Below are 22,069 nucleotides of genomic sequence, written 5' to 3'. Positions count from 1 at the left end.
GCAATTCGGTACGAATAACACGATCCGATTGCCTGTCGACCGTGTCCGGATCGCGAGCCACCCCGCCTTCAGGGGCTCTCAGCGACCCAGATCACGCCGCACCGGACTGCACCCCGATGGAAGATAGAGGTAATCTCGTACGAACTGAGTAAGTTACCGCTTAGTAATATCTAGGCCCCGCCCCAGGAGCGCCCATGCAACTTGCCGCGATCATCGTGTCGGTGACGCTGACGGTGGTCGGCGTGGCGCTGTTCTGCCGCGCCACCCTCCAGATCTACAAGTTCATGCGACTCGGCCAGCCCGTGCCGGCCGGATCCCGGACCGACAACCCGTATCAGCGCAGTGTGACCCTGGTGCGGGAGTTCCTGGGCCACACCCGGATGAACCGCTGGGGTGTCGTCGGTTTCGCCCACTGGTTCGTCGCGATCGGCTTCTACACGCTGCTGCTGACGATCGTCAACGCGTTCGGCCAGCTCTTCAAGAGCGACTGGCTGCTGCCGATCATCGGCGAGTGGACGCCGTACAACATGTTCGTCGAGTTCCTCAGCGTGATGACCACGGTCGGCATCCTGATGCTGATCGTGATCCGCCAGCTGTCGAGGCCGGGCCGGGCGCTGCGCAAGTCCCGGTTCGCGGGCTCCAACACCGGTCAGGCCTACTTCGTCGAGACCGTCATCACCATCGTCGGCACCTGCATCGTGACGCTGCACGCCCTGGAGGGCGCCCAGCACCACGTGGACAGCTACGAGGCCTCGTACTTCCTGACGTACCCGCTGGTCGCCTGGTTCCGGGGCATGGACGCCTCCACCCTGCAGCAGCTGAGCTACTTCTTCGCGGGGCTCAAGATCGCGACGTCCTTCACCTGGATGATCGTGGTCTCGCTGAAGACCGACATGGGTGTGGCGTGGCACCGGTTCCTGGGCTTCCCGAACATCTGGTTCAAGCGGAACGCGGACGGTTCCACCGCGCTGGGTGCGCTGCAGCCGATGACCTCGGGCGGCAAGGCGATCGACTTCGCCGACCCGGGTGAGGACGACGTCTTCGGTGTCTCCCAGGTCGAGCAGTTCTCCTGGAAGGGCCTGCTGGACTTCTCCACCTGCACCGAGTGCGGACGCTGCCAGTCCCAGTGCCCGGCCTGGAACACCGGCAAGCCGCTGTCCCCCAAGCTCCTGATCATGTCCCTCCGGGACAACGCCAACGCCAAGGCGCCCTACCTGCTGGCCGGCGGCGGCAAGACCATGGAGGGCGAGGAGAAGGCGTCCGCCGAGCAGCTGGGGGACGTCCCCGCGTCCGCGCTGGCCGAGGCCGAGCGCCCGCTGATCGGCACCGCCGAAGAGAACGGCGTCATCGACCCGGACGTCCTGTGGTCCTGCACCACCTGCGGCGCCTGCGTCGAGCAGTGCCCCGTCGACATCGAGCACATCGACCACATCGTCGACATGCGCCGCTACCAGGTCATGATCGAGTCCGCGTTCCCGTCCGAGGCGGGCACGATGCTCAAGAACCTGGAGAAGAAGGGCAACCCCTGGGGCCTGGCCAAGAAGCAGCGCCTCGAGTGGACCAAGGAAGTCGACTTCGACATCCCGGTCGTCGGCCGCGACATCGAGGACCTCTCCGAGGTCGACTACCTGTACTGGGTCGGCTGCGCCGGCGCCCTGGAGGACCGCGCGAAGAAGACCACCAAGGCCTTCGCCGAACTCCTCCACATCGCGGGCGTCAAGTTCGCGATCATGGGCGGCGACGAGAAGTGCACCGGCGACTCCGCCCGCCGCCTGGGCAACGAGCCCCTCTTCCAGGAGCTCGGCATGGAGAACGTGGCCGCGCTCAACATGGCGTTCGGTGAGGACGACGAGGACGAGTCGACCAAGAAGCCGAAGTCGGCGAAGAAGATCGTCGCCACCTGCCCCCACTGCCTGAACACCATCGGCAACGAGTACCCGCAGCTCGGCGGCGACTACGAGGTCATCCACCACACCCAGCTGCTCCAGCACCTCGTCGACGAGGGCAAGCTGATCCCGGTGACCCCGGTCGAGGGCATCATCACCTACCACGACCCGTGCTACCTGGGCCGCCACAACAAGATCTACACGCCCCCGCGCGAGATCATCGCGAACGTTCCGGGCCTGCGGAACGAGGAGATGCACCGCCACAAGGAGCGCGGCTTCTGCTGCGGCGCCGGCGGCGCCCGCATGTGGATGGAAGAGCGCATCGGCAAGCGGATCAACAACGAGCGCGTGGACGAGGCCCTGTCCCTCAACCCGGACATCGTCTCCACCGCCTGCCCGTTCTGCCTGGTGATGCTGACCGACTCGGTCAACGGCAAGAAGAACGAAGGCAAGGCCAAGGAGTCCATCCAGGTCGTCGACGTCGCCCAGCTCCTCCTGGAGTCCGTCAAGACGCCGGTCGACCCGGCGGGCGAGGCGGAGGCCGTGAGCGAGCCGGAGCCGGAGCCGGTGAAGTAACCGGCCGAGCAACCGGCAGCTGAAAAGCCCGACGGCGCCCCCTGACCCGCGCAGGCAGGGGGCGCCGTCGTATGCGCGAGCGGCTAGGCGCCCTTCGGCCCGGCCTGCTGCACGACCTCGAAGGACCACAGGGTCGAGCCGGTGGCCGCGGGCTTCGGGCGTTCCCCGCCCTCCCCGCCGCCCTGGTGCGCGGCCTTCATCGGCCCCTCCAGCCAGGCCTGGAACGACTCCTCGTCACGCCAGCGCGTGTACACGAGGTAGGTGTCCGTGCCCTCGACGGGGCGCAGCAGCTCGAACCACTCGAAGCCGTCGGAGTTCTCCACGGCGTGGGCCCGAGAGGCGAACCGCTTCTCCAGCACCTCCCGCTGCTCGGCGGGCACGGTCAGTACGTTGATCTTGACTACGCTCATGGCCCCATCCTGGCCCAACACCCGGCCGGCCGCTCCGTCCGACCGGACTGTTTCGGACTCTCGCGCTACACCATTCGGTGGCTTGTGGGCGCTGCGTAGCGATTTATGCCACTTGTTCCCTATTCGTTCCACTATCCAGTTCTTGGTACTGCCCGGCCCGCCGCCCTGATCAAGTCGAGGAGAGTGGAACCCATGATGAAGTCGCCGAGATGGCGAACTGTTCTGGCCTCAGCCGCCACGGCCGCCGCGCTCGCCGCAGCCCCACTGGCGAGCTCGGGGACCGCTCACGCCCAGGACCCCCATCCCTACCCGCACCCGACGAAGCCCGCCTACCCGCCCAAGCCGCCGAAGCCGCACCACCCGGAGCACGAGGAGCACGGGGACCACGGAGAGCACGGGGACCACGAGGAGCACGGGGAGCACGGGGAGCCGGAGCACGGCCACGAGCACGGCTCGCCGCGCCTCGCCAACACCGGTGAGAACGACAGGACGAGGTTGATCCTGGGTGGTGTCGCGGCCAGTCTGGTCGCAGCGGGCGCCGGCATCATGCTGGTCGCGCGCCGTCGCCGCAGCTCATGACGGTGCCCAAGGTACGCATGACCTTCCCCAGGCGCTCCCTCGGCCCTCTGGCCAGGAACTCGCTGCTGGCCGTCGCCACCCTTCCGCTGGCGGCGGCCGTCTGGATCGGAGGCACGGGCTGGCTCGCCCGCGCCGAACTCCTCGCCGCACAGCACGACCTCGGCGCGCTCCGGCAGTCGGTGGCGGCATCGGCGGCGACCCGCCCGGCCGCGCACGCCGCCGCGGGTGCCCCGGCGGAGTCCGGTCAGGAGCGCCTGCTGCGTTCCGCGGCGGCGCACGCCGCCCGGGCGCACTGGCTCACCACCGGACCGGCCTGGTACCTCGCCGCCCAGGTGCCGTTCGCCGGCGGCCCCCTGCAGACCGTGCGCGGCATCGCGGACGCCTCGGACCGGCTGGCCGGCGAGGTGCTGCCGCCGCTGGTGCGGGCCGTCCCCCAGTTGTCGGCGGGCGCTCACGCGGGTGGAATCCCGCGCGTACTCACCCAACTCGAGGACCAGGCGCCCGCGTTCGGCCGGGCCGCGCGGGTCGCGGCCGAGGTCCGGGACGACATCCGCGCGCTGCACGGCTCCACCTGGCTGCCGGCGGTGGACCGCGGTCGTGCGCAGCTGTCGGATCAGCTCGACCGTCTCGTCCCGCAGACGCGCGACATCGCCGACGCGGCCCGTGTCGTGCCGCCCATGCTCGGAGCGCACGTGCCCCGGCACTACTTCCTCTCCTTCCAGAACACGGCCGAAGCCCGGGGCACCGGCGGCCTCCCCGGAGCCTTCGCCGTGCTCCGGGCCGACCGGGGCCGGCTGTCCTTCGAGCGCTTCGGCAACGACATCGAGATGGGCGGTGTCCAGGCCCACGTGAACCTCGGAGCCGAGTTCGCCGCCCAGTACGGCAACAACGAACCCGGCAGCGTCTGGGAGAACTCCAACATGAGCCCGCACTTCCCGTCCGCGGCCCGCCTCTGGACGGCGTACTGGCGGGCTCACACCGGGCAGCGCCTGGACGGCGCGATGGCCATCGACCCCGGTGCGCTCGGCCTTCTGCTGGGCGCCACCGGGCCCGCCCGGCTGGCCGACGGCACCATGCTCACCGCCGGCAACGCCGTGGACCTCACCGAGCGGAGCAGCTACGCGGCGTACGAGAAGGTCGAGGAGCGCAAGGCGTTCTTCGTCGAGGCCGCGAGCGCCGCGGCCAAGCGGCTGATGCACGCGGCCGACGACCCGGGCCTGCTCCCCGCGCTGCTGCGGGCCGTGCACGACGTGCAGCGGGAGGGCCGCCTGCAGGTGTGGAGCGCGCACGGGGCCGAGGAACGGCTGCTGGAGTCACGGTCATTCGGCGGCACGCTGCCTGACACGCCCGGCCCCTTCGCGGGGCTCGTGGTGAACAACGCGGCGGGCACCAAGCTGGACTACTACCTCGACCGGAGCCTGGTCTGGGCGCCCGGTTCCTGCACGGACGACGGCCAGTCGGTCACCGTGACCGTGACGCTCACCAACAGGGCGCCCGCCTCGGGGCTCCCTTACTACGTCACCCAACGGGTGGACACCCCGCCCTACCGCACCCGCCCGGGCGACAACCGGCTGCTGGTGTCCTACTACGCCAGTGAGGGGGCGGACCTGACACGGGCCACCTTGGACGGCCGCCGGGTCGAGCTGATCCCCGGCGCCGAACGCGGCCACCCGGTGTACACCCTCGACCTGGAGCTGCCTCGGCAGTCCAGCCGCACGCTGGTGCTGCACCTCCGAGAGCCCCAGGCCGACCGCGCCCCCACGATTCTGCGGCAGGCCCTGGTGACGCCGCTGCGGGCCACGGTGAAGTCGGCGGGTCCATGCCGGGTCTGAGCCGTGGCCGAGTGGACAAGTAGTTCCGATCGGGGGAACGGCCCACGAAATACGGCGACAACCGATATTCCCCTGCCGAATCAGACTTTATTCTCGGACACATGCACCACCAGAGGATGAATAAATCGGGACCCCTTGATATCTCCTCGGTGCGCGGACTGCGTATCGTACTGGTCGCGTTCGCGTGCGATCCAACCTGCGGCAGTGAACCAGCCGGGGGGTGGGGTTGGGCCGAAACGCTTGCGAGGCGCGGACACACCGTAGAATTGCTGACTTACCCCTACTCCGACAACGTAAAGCATATTATAGAGCGAGTAGCAGAAATGAAGGAGGTGGGAGAACGGATCAAACTACACGTCATCCCGGCTCCGCCCACTCCTTCCTGGACCGGAATGCTGCCCGGCTGGCTGAGCGACATGGCTACGGATTTCCTGCGCTATGACGGCTGGCAGCGCCAGGCTCTGGCTTACGCCCGCAGCCACGGACTCGATGCGGCCGACCTCGTGCATCACGTCTCGTACGGATCCCTGCAAGGCGGCTGTGCCCTGCACCGCCTGGGACCGCCCTTGGTGTTCGGCCCCGTCGGCGGCGGCCAGACCGCACCGCACAGTCACCGGCGCTACCTGGGTGCCGCGTACTGGCAGGAAGCGGTGCGGACGTTGCGGGTTCGCTGTCTCAGCCACCGACCGTTGTGCCGTACGACAGTCAGCGAGGCGGCGGTCGTACTCGCCACCAACCGGGACACAGTACGACTGGCTCGCCGTCTGGGCCGCACGGATACCCGTCTGGTGCTTGCCGACGGCATCCAGGAGTCCTTGCTCCGAGAGCCGGCGGAGGGTGAGCGCGCCCGGCCGGCCGGTCCTCCCACTGTTCTATGGGTGGGCGGTCTGATCGCGATCAAGGCTCCCGAGCTGGCACTGCGGACGATCGCACACCTACGGTCGGAAATCCCGGATGCGCGCCTCGTGATAATCGGCGACGGACCTCTGCGGCACACCCTGGAACAACTCGCGCTGCGCCTGGGAGTGAACGAATTCGTCGAGTTCCGCGGCCGATTGCCCTGGAAGCAGGTTCTCACGGTCTACGATGACGCCGATGCGCTTCTGATGACCAGCCTCCGGGACTCCTCCAGTACGCAATCGTTGGAGGCGTGCGCCAGAGGCGTACCCGTGGTGCATATCGGCCACCAGGGAATCGGTGACTTCTCGGCACCGGGTGGAGCAGTCTCCGTGCCACTGGGCGACCCGGCCGATCTGCCACAGCGTCTCGCATCAGCGCTCAATGGTGTGCTCAGCGACGAACAAACACGCCGCTGCATGGAAAACGCAGCGCTGGCGTGGGCGCGGAAACACACATGGGTGGCGAAAGCGGAAATCGCCGAAGAACTTTATCGCGCCATCCTTCCCGTCGACAGACCATCTGCCACCACTTCGGCTGCAGTCGGCCCCGGACGAGCCCCGGCAGAGGCTCCCATCCCCCACAATGCCCAACTCACGCAGAGCGGTGAAACATGACCCTTCTCGGCAAGGCTCGGTGGGCGCTACATCATCCTGCGCCCCACACTTCCACGGCGACAATGCTGACCCGACTGGCGGTTTGGCGGGCGCGCACCGCCCTGCACATGGGCGCCACCGTGACGCTCCCCGGGCCAAGCATGGAATTCTGGTGCCCTCCCGAGTGGCGCGGCAATGCCAAGATCGCGTATGTGTGGCGCGACGACTACGAAATCGAAGTGACCCAACTCCACCGCTGGGTCCGCCCTGGTGACGTGGTCATGGACGTGGGCGCGCATTACGGCAGCTACACGCTGCCTCTCGCCGGGCTGGTCGGTACTCACGGGCTCGTGCTGGCACTGGATCCGTTTGCCCACGCGCGTTCCGTTCTCCAGCGGAACATCCGGATGAACAATCTGCGCAACGTGCAGGTCCTCCCTGTGGCTGCCGGCGCGCAAGCCGGGCACGCCACCCTCCACATGCACGACGACCGGTCACGTGCTTCGCTGCACGCGGCAAACGGAAACAGGCCGGAGACCCAGCCGGTGGAGGTGGTGCGGCTCGACGACGTGACACCGCCCGGGCGCCGCATCTCCCTCATCAAGATGGACATCGAGGGCTATGAGGCTCAAGCCCTTCAGGGGGCCGAGCAGATCCTCACGCGGGACCGCCCTGTCGTGATCTTCGAACTCGTGTGGCGGAAGCCCGGAGCTGCCGCGCCGGATCGAACGGCCTGGGACCTCCTGGCAGCCTGCGGCTACCGGCTGCACCGCTTCACGGATCACGGAGAGTTGCGTCTCGTGGAAAGCCCCGACCACCACTGTGGCGTGACCGACAACGTCGTCGCTGTGCATCCGGACGGTCGAACCGACCTCACCATGGTGCCGACGCAGACGGAGTCTCGCGCCGCATCCCTGGATCACGCCCCCGAACAGCGGGCGTGAGGTCGGTGACGTCACCGGCCGCTGACGGCAGCCGGTGACCGTGGCCCTGGGCCAGGCGACGGAAGCGCGCGCCGGACGCTCGCCGAGCCGCCCCCAGGGCGTCACGGAGCCGTCACCCGTCTTTGGCGGGCATCCGGTTCCGGGCGACGATGCCGAAACTGGTACGGGGGCCGTACCGCTCGCCGATGGCCTGGAGCGTGGAGGACTGGGTCGACCAGTACTCTTCCGTCTCCACGCTCGCGAAGGACCTCACCAGCAGCCTGCGCAAGGCCTCTTCGTCCACGCCCTTGCGTACGACGTGGTACTCGACCATGTCGGCCGGATTCGAGGGGTCATGGACGCCGCGCAACCGTCGCATACGGGTGGCCAGGCCCCGCCGCAGTTCGCCCTGGCCGGCCCGCCACCAGAAGTAGGCGGCCCGATCGGCTCCGAGGGAGAGCGCCGAGCGGCGCGGGTACCAGAGCGGATCCTGGAAGCTGAGGAAGAACCCGCCCTGTGCGATGCGGCCCGTCAACCGGGCAACGCTGTCCAGGTAGTCGGGGATGTGGTGGAGGACCGAGATGCACACCACCGCGTCCACCGGCTCGCCGCCGTGAGCCGCCTCGCCCGTCACGTCATGCACGACCCGTACCCGTGGGCTGTGCCGGTAGCGGTGGGCGAGGAACTCGGCGCTCGGCGCGCTCATCTCGGTGACCTCCACCTCGGCGCCGGCTGCCAGCAGATGGTCGGTGAACGCGCCGTGCCCGGCACCGACCTCGACGACCCGGCAGGTGCCCCGCTGGTCGATGACCTCGCCGACCAGCCCGTGGATGCGGCGCACGATGCGGTCCCTGATCGTGTGGTGCAACAGATGTGGCGAGCCCTTTGCGTAGTCGTGCCCGCTGGCGTGCTCAGCCTGTTGGAGCGCGGCCATGTCAGGTGTGGTGTCGGTGCTCATGCGATTTCTCCATGCATGCAGGTGCGGACGGAGTCATTGCGGAATGAGTCATTTCTTGCTGGCGGGACATGCTGAAAACGGTGCCCGCCGGCCTGGCGCCCGCCCCGAAGGACTCGGGGCTATCGGGAATCAGTAGGCACCATCACCGCGCAGTACGGCGGGCAGCGTCCGGACGAGAATGGCCAGGTCCAGCCCGATCGACCGGCTGTCCACGTATTGCAGGTCCAGCCGCAAGGCGTCCTCCCATGTGAGATTGGACCGGCCGCTGACCTGCCACAGTCCGGTGACACCCGGACGGACCAGCAGGCGGCGGCGGGCGACTCCGGTGAACGCGGAGTCCTCGACCGGGAGTGGCCGGGGCCCGACCAGTGACATCTGCCCCATCAGCACATTCACCAGCTGCGGCAGCTCATCCACGGAGTAACGGCGCAGGTGGCGCCCGACAGTGGTGACGCGAGGGTCCTCGCGGATCTTGAAAAGATGCCCGCCGGCTTCATTGCTGTCGGCCAGCACCGCCCGCGCCCCCTCGGCCCCGAGCCGCATGGTGCGCAGCTTGAGTACGTGAAACTCCCTGCCGTGCCAGCCCGTGCGTCGCTGACGGAACAACACGGGCCCTGGGCTGTCCATCTTCACCGCGATGGCCGCCACGAGGAGCACCGGCACAAACAGCAGGAGAAGAACAGTGGCCCCCACGAAGTCGACCACCCTTATGACAGCCCGGTCTGCACGTCGCGGCTTCCGGCGCCGAGTTGGGCAATGTCCGTTCGTTTCCATGGAGTGGACAGTCATTCCACGCGCCTTTCTGCGCCGAATGAGGGAAAGGGAAAACACTCTGGAGCCACGCCAACGCTTCTCACATCGCAGCCGGTTCGCAACTGGTACACGAATACAAACACGATCTCTACCGAACCCGGGGCCGGTTCAGACAGAGAACCCGCCATCGGCAATTCAAGTTGCCCCGTCCGGGCTGCGTCAGGGCCACTGAGAGGACCCTTTATGCGTGCAGTAGTGACCGGTGGAGCCGGGTTCATCGGCTCCCACCTCTGCGAGCGCCTGCTCGCCATGGACCACGTCGTGGTCTGCGTGGACAACTTCCTGACGTCCAGCATGAACAACATCGAGCACCTGATGGGGCATCCGCAGTTCCGGCTGGACAACCGGGACATCACTCAGAGCCTGGACGTGTCCGGACCCGTGGACGCCGTGTTCCACCTGGCCTCACCCGCCTCGCCCGTGGACTATCTGAGACTGCCGCTGGAAACGCTGCGCGTGGGATCGGCCGGCACCTGGCACGCGCTGGACCTGGCTGCCGCCAAGGGTGCCCGCTTCCTGCTGGCCTCCACCTCCGAGTCGTACGGAGACCCGGAGGTCCACCCGCAACCGGAGAGCTACTGGGGCCGCGTCAACCCGGTGGGCCCGCGTTCGGTCTACGACGAGGCCAAGCGCTTCTCCGAGGCGCTGACGATGGCGTACCGCAGGAGTTGCGGTGTGGACGCCAAGATCGTGCGCATCTTCAACACCTTCGGACCACGGATGCGCCTGGATGACGGGCGAGCCATCCCCACCTTCATTCGCCAGGCACTGCAGCAAGAGCCGATCACGGTCGCCGGAGACGGCGGCCAGACCCGGTCCCTGTGCTACGTCGACGACTTGGTCGACGGGTTGGTGCGGATGCTGGCCGGCGATCACGGAGGACCGGTCAACCTGGGCAACCCGCACGAGGTCTCCATGCTCGAGCTTGCCCATTGGATCATCAAGCTCACCAGATCGACCTCCGAGATCACGCTCGTCCCCCGGCCCGAGGACGACCCGGAAAAGCGGCGCCCGGACATCACCGCGGCTCGCAGGCTGTTGGACTGGGAGCCCATGACCCCGGTGGAGCAGGGACTCTGTCAAACCATCACGGACTTCCGCCGCCGCCTGAGCTTCGGCGACAGCGCCGAGCGCGTACCCCAACCCGCCACGTCCGCCCCCGGCGTTGCAGCCGGCTCACGACTGCCCCAGCCGGCACGGGAGGAGCGCCGGGAGCCCGTGTGATCGGAGTTCCTGCGCTACGGCGTCGTGACACGACTCTGCGCGCCCGCCTCCTCGGGCGCGCGCCATACCCGCATCAGACCGGGAATGTGGCCGTGCGCTCGGTGGCGGGGGCCGGTGGAGCGGCATCCCACAGCCGGGTTTTCTGTGCTGCCAGTCGAACCACGTAGACCGGGTTGAGGATGAGGTACCGCCTCCACAGCCGGGCCGGTTCCAGGCCCAGGCGCCACAGCCACTCCAGCCCGGCCCTCTGCATCCATGCGGGCGGCCTGCGTAGTTGTCCGGCGTGGTAGTCGAAGGCGGCACCGACGGCGAGCAGCGGCATGGGCAGCAGCGGGCGCATGGCGTGTACGAAGGCCTCCTGGCGCGGGCAGCCCAGCCCGACGAGAACGATCCGGGCCCCGGAGCCGATGATCCGGGCGGCGATCTCCGCGTCTTCACCGCCATGTACGGAGCGGAACTTGGAGGCCTCCCGCCCAGCGATCTTCAGCGCGGGAAGCATCTCCTGCAACTCTGACACCAGCCGGTCCAGCGTTGCGTCGGTCGAGCCGTACAAATAGACCGGAAGTCCTTCGTCGGCCGCTCTGCGCAGGACATGGAGGGTCAGCAGCGGTCCGTAGACCCGGTCGGTGAGGCCGGCGCCGTGCAGCAGGTTCAGCGCCCAGCGCACGGGCTGGCCGTCCGGGGTCACCAGGTCGAAGGAGTTGAGCCGGGCGCCGTGTGCCCTGTCCAGTACGCCCGTCATCACGCCATGGACGGCCAGGGCGGTCAGCGCGAACGGGCGCCCCTCGCGCGCCGCGGCGAGCACCGCGTCCGTCGCTTCCTGGTAGGTCGTCGCGTCGACGAGCACACCCAGCACGTTGCCCTTCATCGGGCCGGTACCCACCTGTCCACGTTGGCCTCATGGATTTCGTTCATGATCAAGGGGATGTCGTAGGTCAGCCGCCACTGCGGGTAGTGCTCCTCGAAGCGCGCGTTGGAGCCGATCCACCAGATGTGGTCGCCGATCCGGTTCGTCTCCGTGTACTCGACGGTCATCGCGTTGCCGGAGATCCTTTCGGCCAGAGCGACCGCTTCCAGAACGGAGGCGTTCGCATGCCGCCCGCCGCCCAGGTTGTACACCTCGCCGCTGCGCGGGTTTCGGAAGAAGGCCTCGAAGGCGGCGACGACGTCATGGCTGTGGATCGCATCACGCACCTGCTTGCCCTTGTACCCGAAGAGGCTGTACGTGCGCCGCTCCATCGCGCACCGCATCACATACCCGAGGAAGCCGTGGAGTTCGGTTGCGGAGTGGGCGGGGCCGGTCAGAGTGCCACCGCGGAAGCAGGCGGTCTTCATGCCGAAGTAGCGGCCGTACTCCTGCACCATGATGTCGGCGGCCAGCTTCGAGGCGCCGAAGACCGAGTGCAGGCTGGTGTCGATCGACATGTCCTCGCGGATACCGGCGGCGTACGGGTGCCCGGGTTCGATCTCCCACCGTGTCTCCTGCTCGACGAGCGGGAGAGAGTTGGGCCGGTCGCCATAGACCTTGTTGGTGGAGCAGTGGACGAACGGCGCGTCGATGCAGTGCTCACGGACGTTCTGCAGCAGGTTGAGGGTGCCGGCCGCGTTGACGTCGAAGTCCGTGTACGGGTCGCGCACTGCCCAGTCGTGCGAGGGCTGCGCGGCGGTGTGGATGACGACGGCGACGTCGCGTCCGTACCGCCGGAAGACCGCCGCCATCGCGTCCCGATCGCGGACGTCCGCGTCGTGATGCGTGTAGGCGTCTCCCAGATCGGCGGTCAGACGGCGGATGTTCCAGGCAGTCGACGCCTCCGGTCCGAAGAACCGGGACCGCATGTCGTTGTCGATGCCCACGACATCCAGTCCCAGACGGGCGAACCGTCGTACAGCCTCCGAACCGATCAAGCCGGCCGAGCCGGTCACCACCGCGACGGCCACGCCATCGCCTCCTCGATATTCACGGGCTGGAACAAAGGGCGAGTATATCGATGTAGCTCGCATTTATGACGATGTGGGACATGGTGCGCAAAGTGTCGGCGAGTGTACCGTGTGCGCCATCGGCGTGAAGCGGACGCAACAGATCACCGCCGCTCCCCCACACCTCACGGCGGAACGCCCCAGCCTCGATATGTTGCGGCCCGTGACTCCCCGAACACCGCGGGACACCCGCCCTTCCGCGCTCAGGATCGCGCTCGTCCACAGCTTCTACGGCTCCGGTGCGCCCAGCGGTGAGAACGAGACGGTGTCCGAACAGGCCGACGCGCTGCGCCGGGCCGGGCACGAGGTCGAGCTCATCGCGGCCCGTACGGACGAGCTGCAGCGTGCCCCGTCGTACGCACTGTTCTCCGGGCTCACCGTCGCCAGCGGCCACGGCCGGTCACCACTGCGACGGCTGCGCGCTTTCTCCCCCGATGTGGTCCATGTCCACAACCTCTTCCCCAACTTCGGGCGGGCGTGGGCTCGGGAGTGGGACGGTCCGCTCGTGGCCACCCTGCACAACTTCCGGCCGCTGTGCGCCGCGGCGACCCTGTACCGCGAGGGCTCGGAGTGCACCCGCTGCCCGGACGGAGACCGCTGGGCCGGGCTGCGGTACGGCTGCTACCGCGGCTCACGGGCCGCGACCCTGCCGCTCGCCTGGGCCGGCCGCAGAGGTGCGGCGGGCGACCCGGTGCTGCGCCGTGCCGACCGAGTGGTCGTCCTGTCCGAGTCGAGCCGTGACATCTACGAGCGGGCCGGGATGCCGCCGCAGCGGCTCGCGTTGGTCCGCAACTTCGTGCGGGCCGTGGCAGGGGAGGGCGACGGCAGCGGACCGTGGGTCTACGTCGGACGGCTCAGCCCGGAGAAGGGCATCGCCGAACTCCTGCGCCGCTGGCCGGCGGACGAGCCCCTCGACGTCATCGGCAGCGGAGAGTCGGAGTCCGAGTGCCGGGCGGTCGCGCCCGCGTCCGTACGCTTCCTCGGCGTGTTCGATCGGGCCGAGCTACGCCGCAGGCTGCCGTCGTGGCGGGGACTGGTCTTCCCGAGCAGGTGCATGGAGGGCGCCGTACCGCTGGTCTACCTGGAGGCGCTCGCCGCCGGGCTGCCGGTGTTCGCCCTCGAGGGTTCCTCGGTGCCGCGCGTCGTACAGGCGCAGGGCACAGGGCATGTCGTGGGCTGGGAAGAGCCGCTGGGGCCTGCACTGGCGCGGGCCGGACAGCACTTCCCCGCACTGCGCGCGCACTGCGGTCAGGTCTTCGCCGAACACTATTCAGAGCAGGTCTGGGTCACCCGCATCCGGCGGGTCTACGAGGAGGCACGATGGAGCAGGCAGGAAGCGCGGCCCACGGCGTAGCCGGAGGACGGCCGGGTACACCACTGCCCCGCAGCACCCGGATCTTCGTCGCGGGCCATCGCGGGCTCGTCGGCTCGGCCGTCCACCGTCATCTGCGCGCCCAGGGGTTCACCGATCTGGTCGTACGCTGCCGCAGCGAACTCGACCTGCGGGAGCGGGCCGCCGTCCGCGCGTTCTTCGCCGAGACCGGCCCTGACGTCGTGGTACTGGCCGCCGCCCGCGTCGGCGGGATCGGCGCCAACGCGGCCCAGCCGGTGGAGTTCCTCTCCGACAATCTCCGAATCCAGCTCAACGTCCTCGACGCTGCCCACGAACACGGTGTCGAGCGGCTGCTGTTCCTCGGCTCCAGCTGCATCTACCCCAAGCACGCCCCCCAGCCGATCACAGAGAGCGCGCTGCTCACCGGCCCGCTGGAACCCACCAACGACGCCTACGCCATCGCGAAGATCGCGGGTATCCACCATGTCCAGGCGCTGCGCCGCCAGTACGGCCGCCACTACATCTGCGCCATGCCGACCAACCTCTACGGGCCGGGGGACAACTTCGACCCGCACACCTCACACGTCCTGCCCGCCCTCGTCCGCCGTACCCACGAGGCGCATCGAAGCGGAGCGAGCAGGCTGATCCACTGGGGTACCGGCACCCCGCGCCGGGAGTTCCTGCACGTCGACGATCTCGCCCGTGCCTGTCTGCACCTGCTGGAGCACTACGACGGGGACGCGCCGCTCAACGTCGGTACAGGAGAGGACATCGCCCTGGCCGACCTCGCCGGGTTGGTGGCTCAAGCGGTCGGCTACAGGGGGGAGATCGGCTGGGACACGTCCCGGCCGGACGGCACGCCGCGCAAGCTGCTGGATGTCTCGCGACTGCGCGCACTGGGCTGGTCGGCCGGGATCGGCCTGGAGGAGGGGGTCAAGGAGACCTATGAGTGGTACCTGGAGCATCACGACGATCGTGCGCGGTGATCAGCAGCAGGACGTCAACTCCTCTCTCAGGAGACGAGACCGCGAGCCGCGGCAGTGGCATAGAGCGGCATCCGTCGGCGCAGGGCAACACAGATGAGGGCAACGGGAGCCATGCCGAGCAGACCGGATCCCAGAGCGATGCCGGGTGCCGCTGCGAGCGATGCCCCTGCTCGGCCGCCCGCGTACAGCGCCGCCCCGACTGCCGCGTGCACGAGGTAGATCCGGGCCAACGAGGGCAGTCGGCACAGCTGTTCCTGGTGCCAGCGCAGGAGCTGCAGCACATGGCCGAACCCGGTCGTGGCGGTCGCGGCGATGGCGATGAGGAGCAGGCCACCCGCGGCGGCCGAGGCCGCGACAGCGATCAGAGTGGCCGCACCGACGGTCAGTTGAAGCCACAGCAGTCGACGGATGACTTTGCGGACCTCGTCCACGGCATAGCCGATCGCGTACAGAACCGAGCAGGCACCGCCGACGGCGAGGACGGGCACGAGCTTGCCCGCCTCGTCCCAGCCGGGTCCCAGCAGCAGTCGCAGAGCGACGGGCCCCACCCCGGCCATCGCACCGAACGACACGAACGCCAATGCGGATGCAGCGCTGAGCAGATCGTGGACAGCAGAACGGAGCGGCCGTCCGTCGCCGTTGATACGGGCCAGGGGCGGTACCACGGCGCGATGCAGGCTCTGGCAGAACAAGGTGACCGGCAGGCCCACCGCGAGGGAGGCCCTGGAGAACTGTCCAGCCGCGGCCGGACCCATGACGCGGGCCACCGCCCACATCGGAGTGCTGTTGGTGAGTGACTGGAGAAGGCCGTAACCGGCGAACGCGCTGGACAGCCCGATCAGGGAGCGGGCCGGCACCGGGGGGCCCGCCTCGAACGTCGAAGCCACCAGGCGCAGACCGCTCACCGTCAGGATGCACACGGCGGTCAGGACCGGAGCGGCCGCCAGGCCATAAGGATTCCAGCCGACGGCGAGCAGCAGCGTCCCGCCGGCCATGCCCACAACCTGCGCAAGGAGCTCGATGAGAGCCGAGGACCGGCTGTGGCCCAGGCGGCGCAGCGCCGCGATCGCGACCGCCGCCGCCGGCTGGACCAGGAACTGCAGTCCGGCCAGCCGCAGCATCGACCCGGCCTCCGGCATCCGCCAGACGGCGGTACACAGGGGGGCGGCCACCTGCACCGCCACACAGCACAGCGTGCCGCTCACTCCTGAGACGGTCCACGCGGTGCGCAGCGCCTGCCGGGTCAGCCGTTCGGCACGCAGTAGATAGGTGGCGAGCCCTGCGCCGGCGAAATACCCGAAGAGCGTCAGAGCGGTGGAGGAGGTGGCGTAGGTCCCATAGTCATGCGGCAGTACCAGGCGGGCGGTGCATGCGGTGTAGCAGAGTTGGAGGACGGTGGCAGCGATGGCGCAGGAGTAGTTCCAGGCCAGCGCCGTGAACGCGGCCCGCGAGCTGGGCGGGCGACGCCCGGCCAGCTGTGGCCCGAGGGTGCGCAGCCCGGTCACACCGGGACCGCTTCGGACGGGGAGAGGGCGCGGATGTCCGGCCAGGGACCGCCCTCCGGGGCGGGCACGGGAAGAAAGCCGCTGAGCATGTATCGCAGTGCATGGAGTTCGGTCAGGTTGGCGGCTGTCCAGTGGTGTCCGCGCACGGCCGCGGTGTGCAGTTCCTCGTGGTCGCCGTGCCGGAGCAGTCTGCGAAGAATCGCTACGGCCTGGGAGGGAGTGTCCGCCAGGTACAGCCCGTGGTCGGGACCTGGCAGCCAGTCGAGCCCTGGCTGGCGTGAGGTCACGTGCGGACGCCCCGCGTACAGGGCGATGGGCAGCCGGTCGGAGAAGTAGCCGGTGCGGCTGTTGTAGTGGTCCCATCCAGCGGTCAGGCGGGCCCTGCGCATGACGTTGACCTGTTCCCCGTACGGCACCGGTCCACGCGCCCCCTTCCCGTGCCAGCCGGTCCCGTACACGGCGAGGTCACAAGCGGTGATGCGACGCAGCCCGCGCACCATCCGCGCCCGCCGCAGACTGCCGTCGAGACCGCCGACGAGGCCGAACCGGGCAAGGCAGTTGCCTACCACGGCGATGTCGTCCGTGGCGGTCTCCGGCTGTGGTACGGGCTCTCCCGGGTCTGCGCAGAACCACACCGGCAGGGCATGCGGCACGTACCGCACAGGTGCCCGGGTCAGCCCCCGCAGCAGCGCGGCCTGCCGGCCCATGCCGACGCTGAAGACGGCATCGGCGTGGGCCAGCCAGGCTCGGCTGCTGTCGAGCATCCGCTTGCGCCCACCCCAGAGGTCGCCCTCCCAGAAGACGACGGGTGGACCGCCGAAGTCCTGGAGCAGTCCGCCCACCGCCTCGGCAGTCCAGGGAAAGGCATGCGGAGACTGGACGAACACCAGATCGGGCCGTGCGTCGCCGACCGCGGCACGAACGGCCCGGAAGGCAGCCTCCACGCCGCGTTCCCGTTGGACGGCGCTGGGTGCGACGGGCCGGTGGACGAGCAGGCTTTCCCCGGCAAGTCGTTGGAACGGCAGGAAGAAGCGGGTGCCCGTGGAGATGGGGACCGGTTCGTTGTTGATGTGCAACACAACAGGTGGCGACATGGTGTGCTCCATGCGAGTCAAGGGGCGAGGGCGCTAGGTCCTGTCGGCCTAAGGGCATCCGGCCCGGACAGAGCGGCCAGCTCGGCGTCGACCATGATCCGGGCGAGCTCGGGGGCGTGTACGGTCGGCCGCCAGGTCAGCTCGCGTTCGGCTTTCGAGGCGTCGCCGATCAGGTCGGGCACCTCGGAGGGGCGCAGATAGCGCTCGTCGAACCGGATGTGCTGTTCCGGGTCGAGGCCGACGTGCTCGAAACAGAAGCCGAGGAACTCGCGGACGCTGTGGCTCGTGCCGGTGGCGACGACGTAATCGTCGGGCCGGTCGCGCTGGAGCATCCGCCACATGGCGTCGACGTACTCGGGGGCGTAGCCCCAGTCGCGGCGGGCTTCGAGATTGCCGAGGTAGAGGTGCTGCTGCTCGCCCCGGGCGATCCGCGCAGCGGCGCGCGCGATCTTGCGGGTCACGAAGGTCTCGCCGCGGCGCGGTGACTCGTGGTTGAAGAGGATCCCGTTGACCGCGAACATCCCGTACGCCTCACGGTAGTTGCGGGTGATCCAGTATGCGTAGACCTTCGCGACGGCATAGGGGGAGCGCGGATGGAACGGCGTGTTCTCCGTCTGAGGCGGCGGGCTCATGCCGAACATCTCGGAGCTGGATGCCTGGTAGAAGCGGCAGGGCAGTCCGGTCATCCGGATCGCCTCCAAGAGGCGGACGGTCCCGAGACCCGTCGTGGAGCTGGTGAATTCCGGCTCGTCGAAGGAGACCCGGACGTGTGACTGGGCGGCCAGGTGATAGACCTCGTCCGGTTGTACCTGCTCCAGCAGGCCGGCGATGCGGCTGCCGTCGGAGAGGTCTCCATGGTGCAGGAAGAGCCGGGCGTCCGGATCATGCGGGTCTTGATAGAGGTGGTCGATCCGCTGGGTGTTGAAGGTGGACGAGCGGCGCATCAGCCCGTGGACGCTGTACCCCTTCGCAAGCAGCAGCTCGGCGAGATACGAGCCGTCCTGGCCGGTGACGCCGGTGATCAATGCGGTTTTCGATGACACGACCGGACCCCGATCCGACTTGAAGAGTAAGTAGCTGATTTCCGTCAGAACGTCAGATTTGACGGTGCGCCAGTTGATAGCCCGCTCGGTCTTGCCGAGTCCGGCGAAGCGCTCCTCTGTGCTTGCGCCCTGCGGTTTCCTCGGGTTGCGGCGTCCGTGAGGCCTGTCTGACGAGCAGCCCGAGCAGCAGGCCGTCCGAGAGCACTGGAGCGTAGGCCATGCAGTAGCACGCCTCGCCGGCGACCAGCAGCCAGAACAACACTCCGGTGGACGTATCGCGTCCCGCTGCGCGGAGGGAGGTGACGATGGCCACCGCCAGTGTCACCAGGCCGACCAGGCCCACGCGCAGCAGCAGGTGGAGGTAGTAGTTGTGCGGAGACACCTCCACGATGCCCGCGGACGACAACCGCTCATAGCCAGAACCGAAGGGCAGACCGAACAGCCAGTGACCCGCTCCGCGCAGTCGGCCGAGCAGCTGGGTCCACCCTGCGATCCGCCAGTCGAGGGTGCCCTCGTTCGAGGCCGACTCGGCAAGGCTCCCGGTCAGCTGGTCGTCCGGCAGCAGCAGCATCAGGAGTGCTGCGGTCGTCGCGGCGAGTGCCGTGGCGCCCATGGTGACCACCTTGCTCGCCGCCCGGCCAGGGCGTAGTAGCAGCCAGCCACCGAACATCGCGGCGGCTGCGACCCACACGGTGCGGTGCTGGAGCAGGACGACGACGATCAGCAGTGGGATGGCGAGCGCCGGACCGCGGCGCCGGCGCAGACAAAGCAGCATCACTGCGGCTTGGGCAATGACGAGAGCCGCGGCCGGGGGCACGGGGCGTCCGTCGAACACTTTGCCGTCCAGCACCACCGCGGAGGAGGCTGCACGGACACCGAACCGGGACCACCCCAGGAGCGAACACAGGGAGTAGACACCGGCAAGCGTGATCCACACTCGCATGACGGGGGCCATCAGGTCCCGGCCGGGGCACACGACGGCGACATAGCAGGCTGCGCCGAGCACGTACAGGAAGTACGCCCGTGCGTCGTTGCCGGCGGATCGGATTCCGTACAGCTCCACCCCGGACACAAGCGATCCCAGAACCAGCAGGAACAGTGCCCCGAGTGCGAGCCGGGCGAGGTGGAGGCGCGTGGAGCCGCCCTTCAGCAAAGTGATGCCGGCGGCGAGTACGGCGCACACCACCAGAACGTCCAGCGGGCTGACGTTGATGCTCAAGGACAGAACCGGCAGAGGTTCACGGCTGACGACTTCCCATGCCTCTGCGGCCGAGAGCAGCCCGATACCGATCCCCGGACAGCGGACGAACACGGCCACCAACATGCCGAGGGCCACCAGCACGGTGCACGCCAGCAGCAGGGACGACGGTTGGAATGGGATGGGCACGCCGGTCACCGCCGCCACGCACGTGCAGCGGTCTTCAGATACGGAGAGCACATCAGCAACGGCGCCCAGGGCCACAGATGCCGGGTGCAATAGACCCGCCAGGAGTCGAACGGCAGCTCACGTTGAGAGGTGGCCCTGCGCAGCGCTTCGCGCACTCCGATGCCGGGTTCCCTGGAGCCGGTCAGCAGAGGGTTCCTGTCACAGGTTCCGACGTGACAAGGCGTCAAGAAGGAGCCGATGCCGGCCCTCCGGGCCCGGAGTCCGTGGTCGTAGTCGCCCATGCCGTGCCCGAACCGCCGGTCGATGCCGCCGATACGCTCCCACACCGACCGCGGTACGAGGACGACGTTGCCGTGGTACGTGTCACAGGGCTCGGGTCGGCCCGTCGGCTCGACGAGCAGCAGGCCACGTCCGCTCGGGTGCCACCACGGCAGGCCGCCGCGCCGTAGCCCGCCGTACGTCGTGTGACTGCCGTCGACGGAGCGCACCGCGCCGACCACCACGGCTTCCGGGCCGACCTCGTGGGCGGTGCCGAGCAGCAGCGTGAGTGCGTCGTCCGCCAGTTCCACGTCGTCGTTGAGCCACAACTGGTGGGTCCACCGTGGCAGGCTGGAGTGGAGACTGCGATGGCCGGCGATGCGCATGGCCTCGCCCCAGAAGACGTCCGGGCCTACCGCGGTGACCTCGACGTCCGGGAATCGCTCAGCGATTCGTTGGGGGGTGCCGTCGGTGCTGGCCGCGTCCACGACGTGCGCACGAACGGACGTGCCGGGTGGCAGATTGCGCTGCCGCTCCAATGACTCCAACGCCGCAAGGGTCTTGCGCTGTCGATTGTGACAGGCCATCAGCACGGCGATGCGCGGTGCAGCCATACGGACTCCCGACTCAAAGCCAACTTGGGGCGGCCACAAAAAGCTGACGAGTATTCAGCCTCACAGATTTGAACCTATCAGACCATAGCCCTGAAAACGGAACACATTTGGCTAAATTGGACGAACCGACCGTCACCGGCCGGGCGTCGCCCGGACCAGCTGAGCGGCGTGTGCCAAGCCTCGCCCTGTGCCGCGCTCGGCCCGGTAGAGGGCGGAGTGCAGTCCGGACAGGATCGTGTCGAACCGGTCCGGACCGGTGCGGGTGGAAACGCGTAGCCGGCTGATCCGCAGCGGGTGCTGCGCGCCCGGCGCGGCCAGTCGGTGGTCATAGAGGAAACCGCTGCGGTACCCGGCCCCCATGAGGAACCGGTGGGCCCGCGAGTCGAAGTTCCCGTTGGGATAGGCGAACGTCGTCGGCGGATGCCCCAGCAGTCCGGTCAGCTGCTCGTGGGCCTGCAGCACCTCTGTCCGCACCTGCCCGTCATCGCACTGGTCGAGGCACGGATGGGTGAGAGTGTGACTGCCGACGACGATCTGGTCCGCCTCCAGCTCGCGCAGTTCTTCACCGGTGAGCTGACGCCGGCGAGGGGCGGGCACAGACGCGGTCTCCCGCAACTCCTCCAGCGCCTGCCGCCGCTCGTGCTCGGGCAGTGTCTTGACGGTGTGCGCAGTGATCTCGGGCGGTGCGGCAGGCACCCGCCCGGTCGTGCCCCCGTGACGGACCAGGTGTTCGATCTCGTCCCACCAGAAGGCGGTGTCGGTGTCCACCAACCCGGCGATCACGAAGCACACCCCCGGGATGTTGCGGGCAGCCATCAGCGGCCGAGCGTGGGTATGCACGCTGAGGTCGCCGTCGTCGAACGTGACCAGCACGCTGTACGGCGGAAGCGGTCGGCCGCCGTACACCGCCTCCTCGACCTGTTGCAGCGAGACCGGGACCGAAGTCTCCAGCAGTCGGTCCAGCTGCGCCGCGAAGGCCTCGGAATCCTCGATTGCGTGATAGCCCAGCACGGCCAGCCGGTTCACCGCGCGCCGCCGGAACCAGGTCTGGGCGGGCGATCGGCGGAGCACGGGATCCCGCCCCTCCCACCGCTCGTAGCGCATATACCACTTGGTCAACCGGGCGCGGACCTCGACATTCACGTCGACCCCCTGTGGATCTGCTGCATGGCTGGTTC

At 68.6% G+C, this 22,069-nt stretch carries 18 protein-coding genes and 1 pseudogene; 8 read left to right on the top strand and 11 right to left on the bottom strand.

Translation table 11 applies throughout. From position 1 onward, the window contains the following. Window positions 1-194 precede the first annotated feature (194 nt). A complete protein-coding gene (locus ACWD35_RS32905) occupies window positions 195-2,462 on the top strand; it encodes a heterodisulfide reductase-related iron-sulfur binding cluster (protein ID WP_451354988.1) in 2,268 nt (755 codons plus the stop codon). Between the two features lie 83 nt (window positions 2,463-2,545). Here the strand turns inward: ACWD35_RS32905 and ACWD35_RS32900 are convergent, their stop codons facing one another. Continuing rightward, window positions 2,546-2,872 carry an antibiotic biosynthesis monooxygenase family protein gene (locus tag ACWD35_RS32900; RefSeq protein ID WP_451354987.1) on the bottom strand — a complete coding sequence of 109 codons (327 nt, stop codon included), beginning with the start codon at window positions 2,870-2,872 and terminating at the stop codon, window positions 2,546-2,548. A gap of 192 nt (window positions 2,873-3,064) precedes the next feature. On the opposite strand from ACWD35_RS32900, the gene ACWD35_RS32895 reads away from it, so the two are divergent. The 4 genes from ACWD35_RS32895 (at window position 3,065) to ACWD35_RS32880 (ending at window position 7,720) form a co-directional block, all read left to right on the top strand. Further along, a complete protein-coding gene (locus tag ACWD35_RS32895) occupies window positions 3,065-3,451 on the top strand; it encodes a hypothetical protein (protein ID WP_451354986.1) in 387 nt (128 codons plus the stop codon). A gap of 17 nt (window positions 3,452-3,468) precedes the next feature. After that, window positions 3,469-5,283, top strand: coding sequence for a DUF4012 domain-containing protein (locus ACWD35_RS32890; RefSeq protein ID WP_451354985.1), 1,815 nt, complete (start codon window positions 3,469-3,471; stop codon window positions 5,281-5,283). Between the two features lie 101 nt (window positions 5,284-5,384). Further along, complete coding sequence (locus ACWD35_RS32885) at window positions 5,385-6,797, top strand: glycosyltransferase (RefSeq protein ID WP_451354984.1); 1,413 nt, start codon at window positions 5,385-5,387, stop codon at window positions 6,795-6,797. Window positions 6,798-6,859: 62 nt separating this feature from the next. After that, complete coding sequence (locus ACWD35_RS32880; protein WP_451354983.1) at window positions 6,860-7,720, top strand: FkbM family methyltransferase; 861 nt, start codon at window positions 6,860-6,862, stop codon at window positions 7,718-7,720. A 112-nt stretch (window positions 7,721-7,832) separates the two neighbouring features. On the opposite strand, the gene ACWD35_RS32875 is transcribed toward ACWD35_RS32880, so the two are convergent. Both ACWD35_RS32875 and ACWD35_RS32870 read right to left on the bottom strand, forming a co-directional pair. After that, window positions 7,833-8,657 (bottom strand): class I SAM-dependent methyltransferase, encoded by an 825-nt coding sequence (locus ACWD35_RS32875; protein ID WP_451354982.1) that lies wholly within the window; start codon window positions 8,655-8,657, stop codon window positions 7,833-7,835. Between the two features lie 129 nt (window positions 8,658-8,786). Then, window positions 8,787-9,377 (bottom strand): annotated as a pseudogene (locus ACWD35_RS32870) (sugar transferase); the annotation flags it as partial. Between the two features lie 276 nt (window positions 9,378-9,653). Between ACWD35_RS32870 and ACWD35_RS32865 the strand changes: the two are divergent. Then, entirely contained in the window at window positions 9,654-10,694 is a 1,041-nt protein-coding gene (locus ACWD35_RS32865) for a UDP-glucuronic acid decarboxylase family protein (protein ID WP_451354981.1), read from the top strand. Between the two features lie 73 nt (window positions 10,695-10,767). On the opposite strand, the gene ACWD35_RS32860 is transcribed toward ACWD35_RS32865, so the two are convergent. Continuing rightward, window positions 10,768-11,577 carry a WecB/TagA/CpsF family glycosyltransferase gene (locus ACWD35_RS32860; RefSeq protein ID WP_451354980.1) on the bottom strand — a complete coding sequence of 270 codons (810 nt, stop codon included), beginning with the start codon at window positions 11,575-11,577 and terminating at the stop codon, window positions 10,768-10,770. Beyond that, complete coding sequence (locus ACWD35_RS32855) at window positions 11,559-12,632, bottom strand: NAD-dependent epimerase/dehydratase family protein (protein ID WP_451354979.1); 1,074 nt, start codon at window positions 12,630-12,632, stop codon at window positions 11,559-11,561. Before ACWD35_RS32855 ends, ACWD35_RS32860 begins: the two co-directional genes overlap by 19 nt. Window positions 12,633-12,834: 202 nt before the next feature. Here ACWD35_RS32855 and ACWD35_RS32850 point away from each other — a divergent pair, with 202 nt between their 5' ends. Continuing rightward, a complete protein-coding gene (locus ACWD35_RS32850; protein WP_451354978.1) occupies window positions 12,835-14,025 on the top strand; it encodes a glycosyltransferase family 4 protein in 1,191 nt (396 codons plus the stop codon). Further along, window positions 13,992-14,990, top strand: coding sequence for a GDP-L-fucose synthase family protein (locus ACWD35_RS32845; protein WP_451354977.1), 999 nt, complete (start codon window positions 13,992-13,994; stop codon window positions 14,988-14,990). The genes ACWD35_RS32850 and ACWD35_RS32845 overlap by 34 nt, the downstream gene beginning before the upstream one ends. Before the next feature lie 26 nt (window positions 14,991-15,016). Here ACWD35_RS32845 and ACWD35_RS32840 read toward each other — a convergent pair whose 3' ends face one another. The 6 genes from ACWD35_RS32840 to ACWD35_RS32815 form a co-directional block, all read right to left on the bottom strand. Next, window positions 15,017-16,495, bottom strand: coding sequence for an oligosaccharide flippase family protein (locus ACWD35_RS32840; RefSeq protein WP_451354976.1), 1,479 nt, complete (start codon window positions 16,493-16,495; stop codon window positions 15,017-15,019). Next, window positions 16,492-17,589, bottom strand: a complete 1,098-nt coding sequence (locus ACWD35_RS32835; RefSeq protein WP_451354975.1) for a glycosyltransferase family protein — start codon at window positions 17,587-17,589, stop codon at window positions 16,492-16,494. Before ACWD35_RS32835 ends, ACWD35_RS32840 begins: the two co-directional genes overlap by 4 nt. A gap of 17 nt (window positions 17,590-17,606) precedes the next feature. Then, window positions 17,607-18,632 (bottom strand): GDP-mannose 4,6-dehydratase, encoded by a 1,026-nt coding sequence (gmd, locus tag ACWD35_RS32830; RefSeq protein ID WP_451354974.1) that lies wholly within the window; start codon window positions 18,630-18,632, stop codon window positions 17,607-17,609. 52 nt (window positions 18,633-18,684) lie between these two features. Beyond that, entirely contained in the window at window positions 18,685-20,019 is a 1,335-nt protein-coding gene (locus ACWD35_RS32825; RefSeq protein ID WP_451354973.1) for an O-antigen ligase family protein, read from the bottom strand. A gap of 5 nt (window positions 20,020-20,024) precedes the next feature. Then, entirely contained in the window at window positions 20,025-20,891 is an 867-nt protein-coding gene (locus ACWD35_RS32820) for a glycosyltransferase family 2 protein (RefSeq protein ID WP_451354972.1), read from the bottom strand. Between the two features lie 132 nt (window positions 20,892-21,023). Then, window positions 21,024-22,034 carry a polysaccharide deacetylase family protein gene (locus ACWD35_RS32815; protein WP_451354971.1) on the bottom strand — a complete coding sequence of 337 codons (1,011 nt, stop codon included), beginning with the start codon at window positions 22,032-22,034 and terminating at the stop codon, window positions 21,024-21,026. Window positions 22,035-22,069: the final 35 nt, after the last annotated feature.

Source organism: Streptomyces sp. NPDC002671, assembly GCF_053592475.1.
The sequence above is the reverse complement of the archived record's forward strand: the minus strand, read 5'-3'. Positions and strand labels throughout refer to the sequence as shown.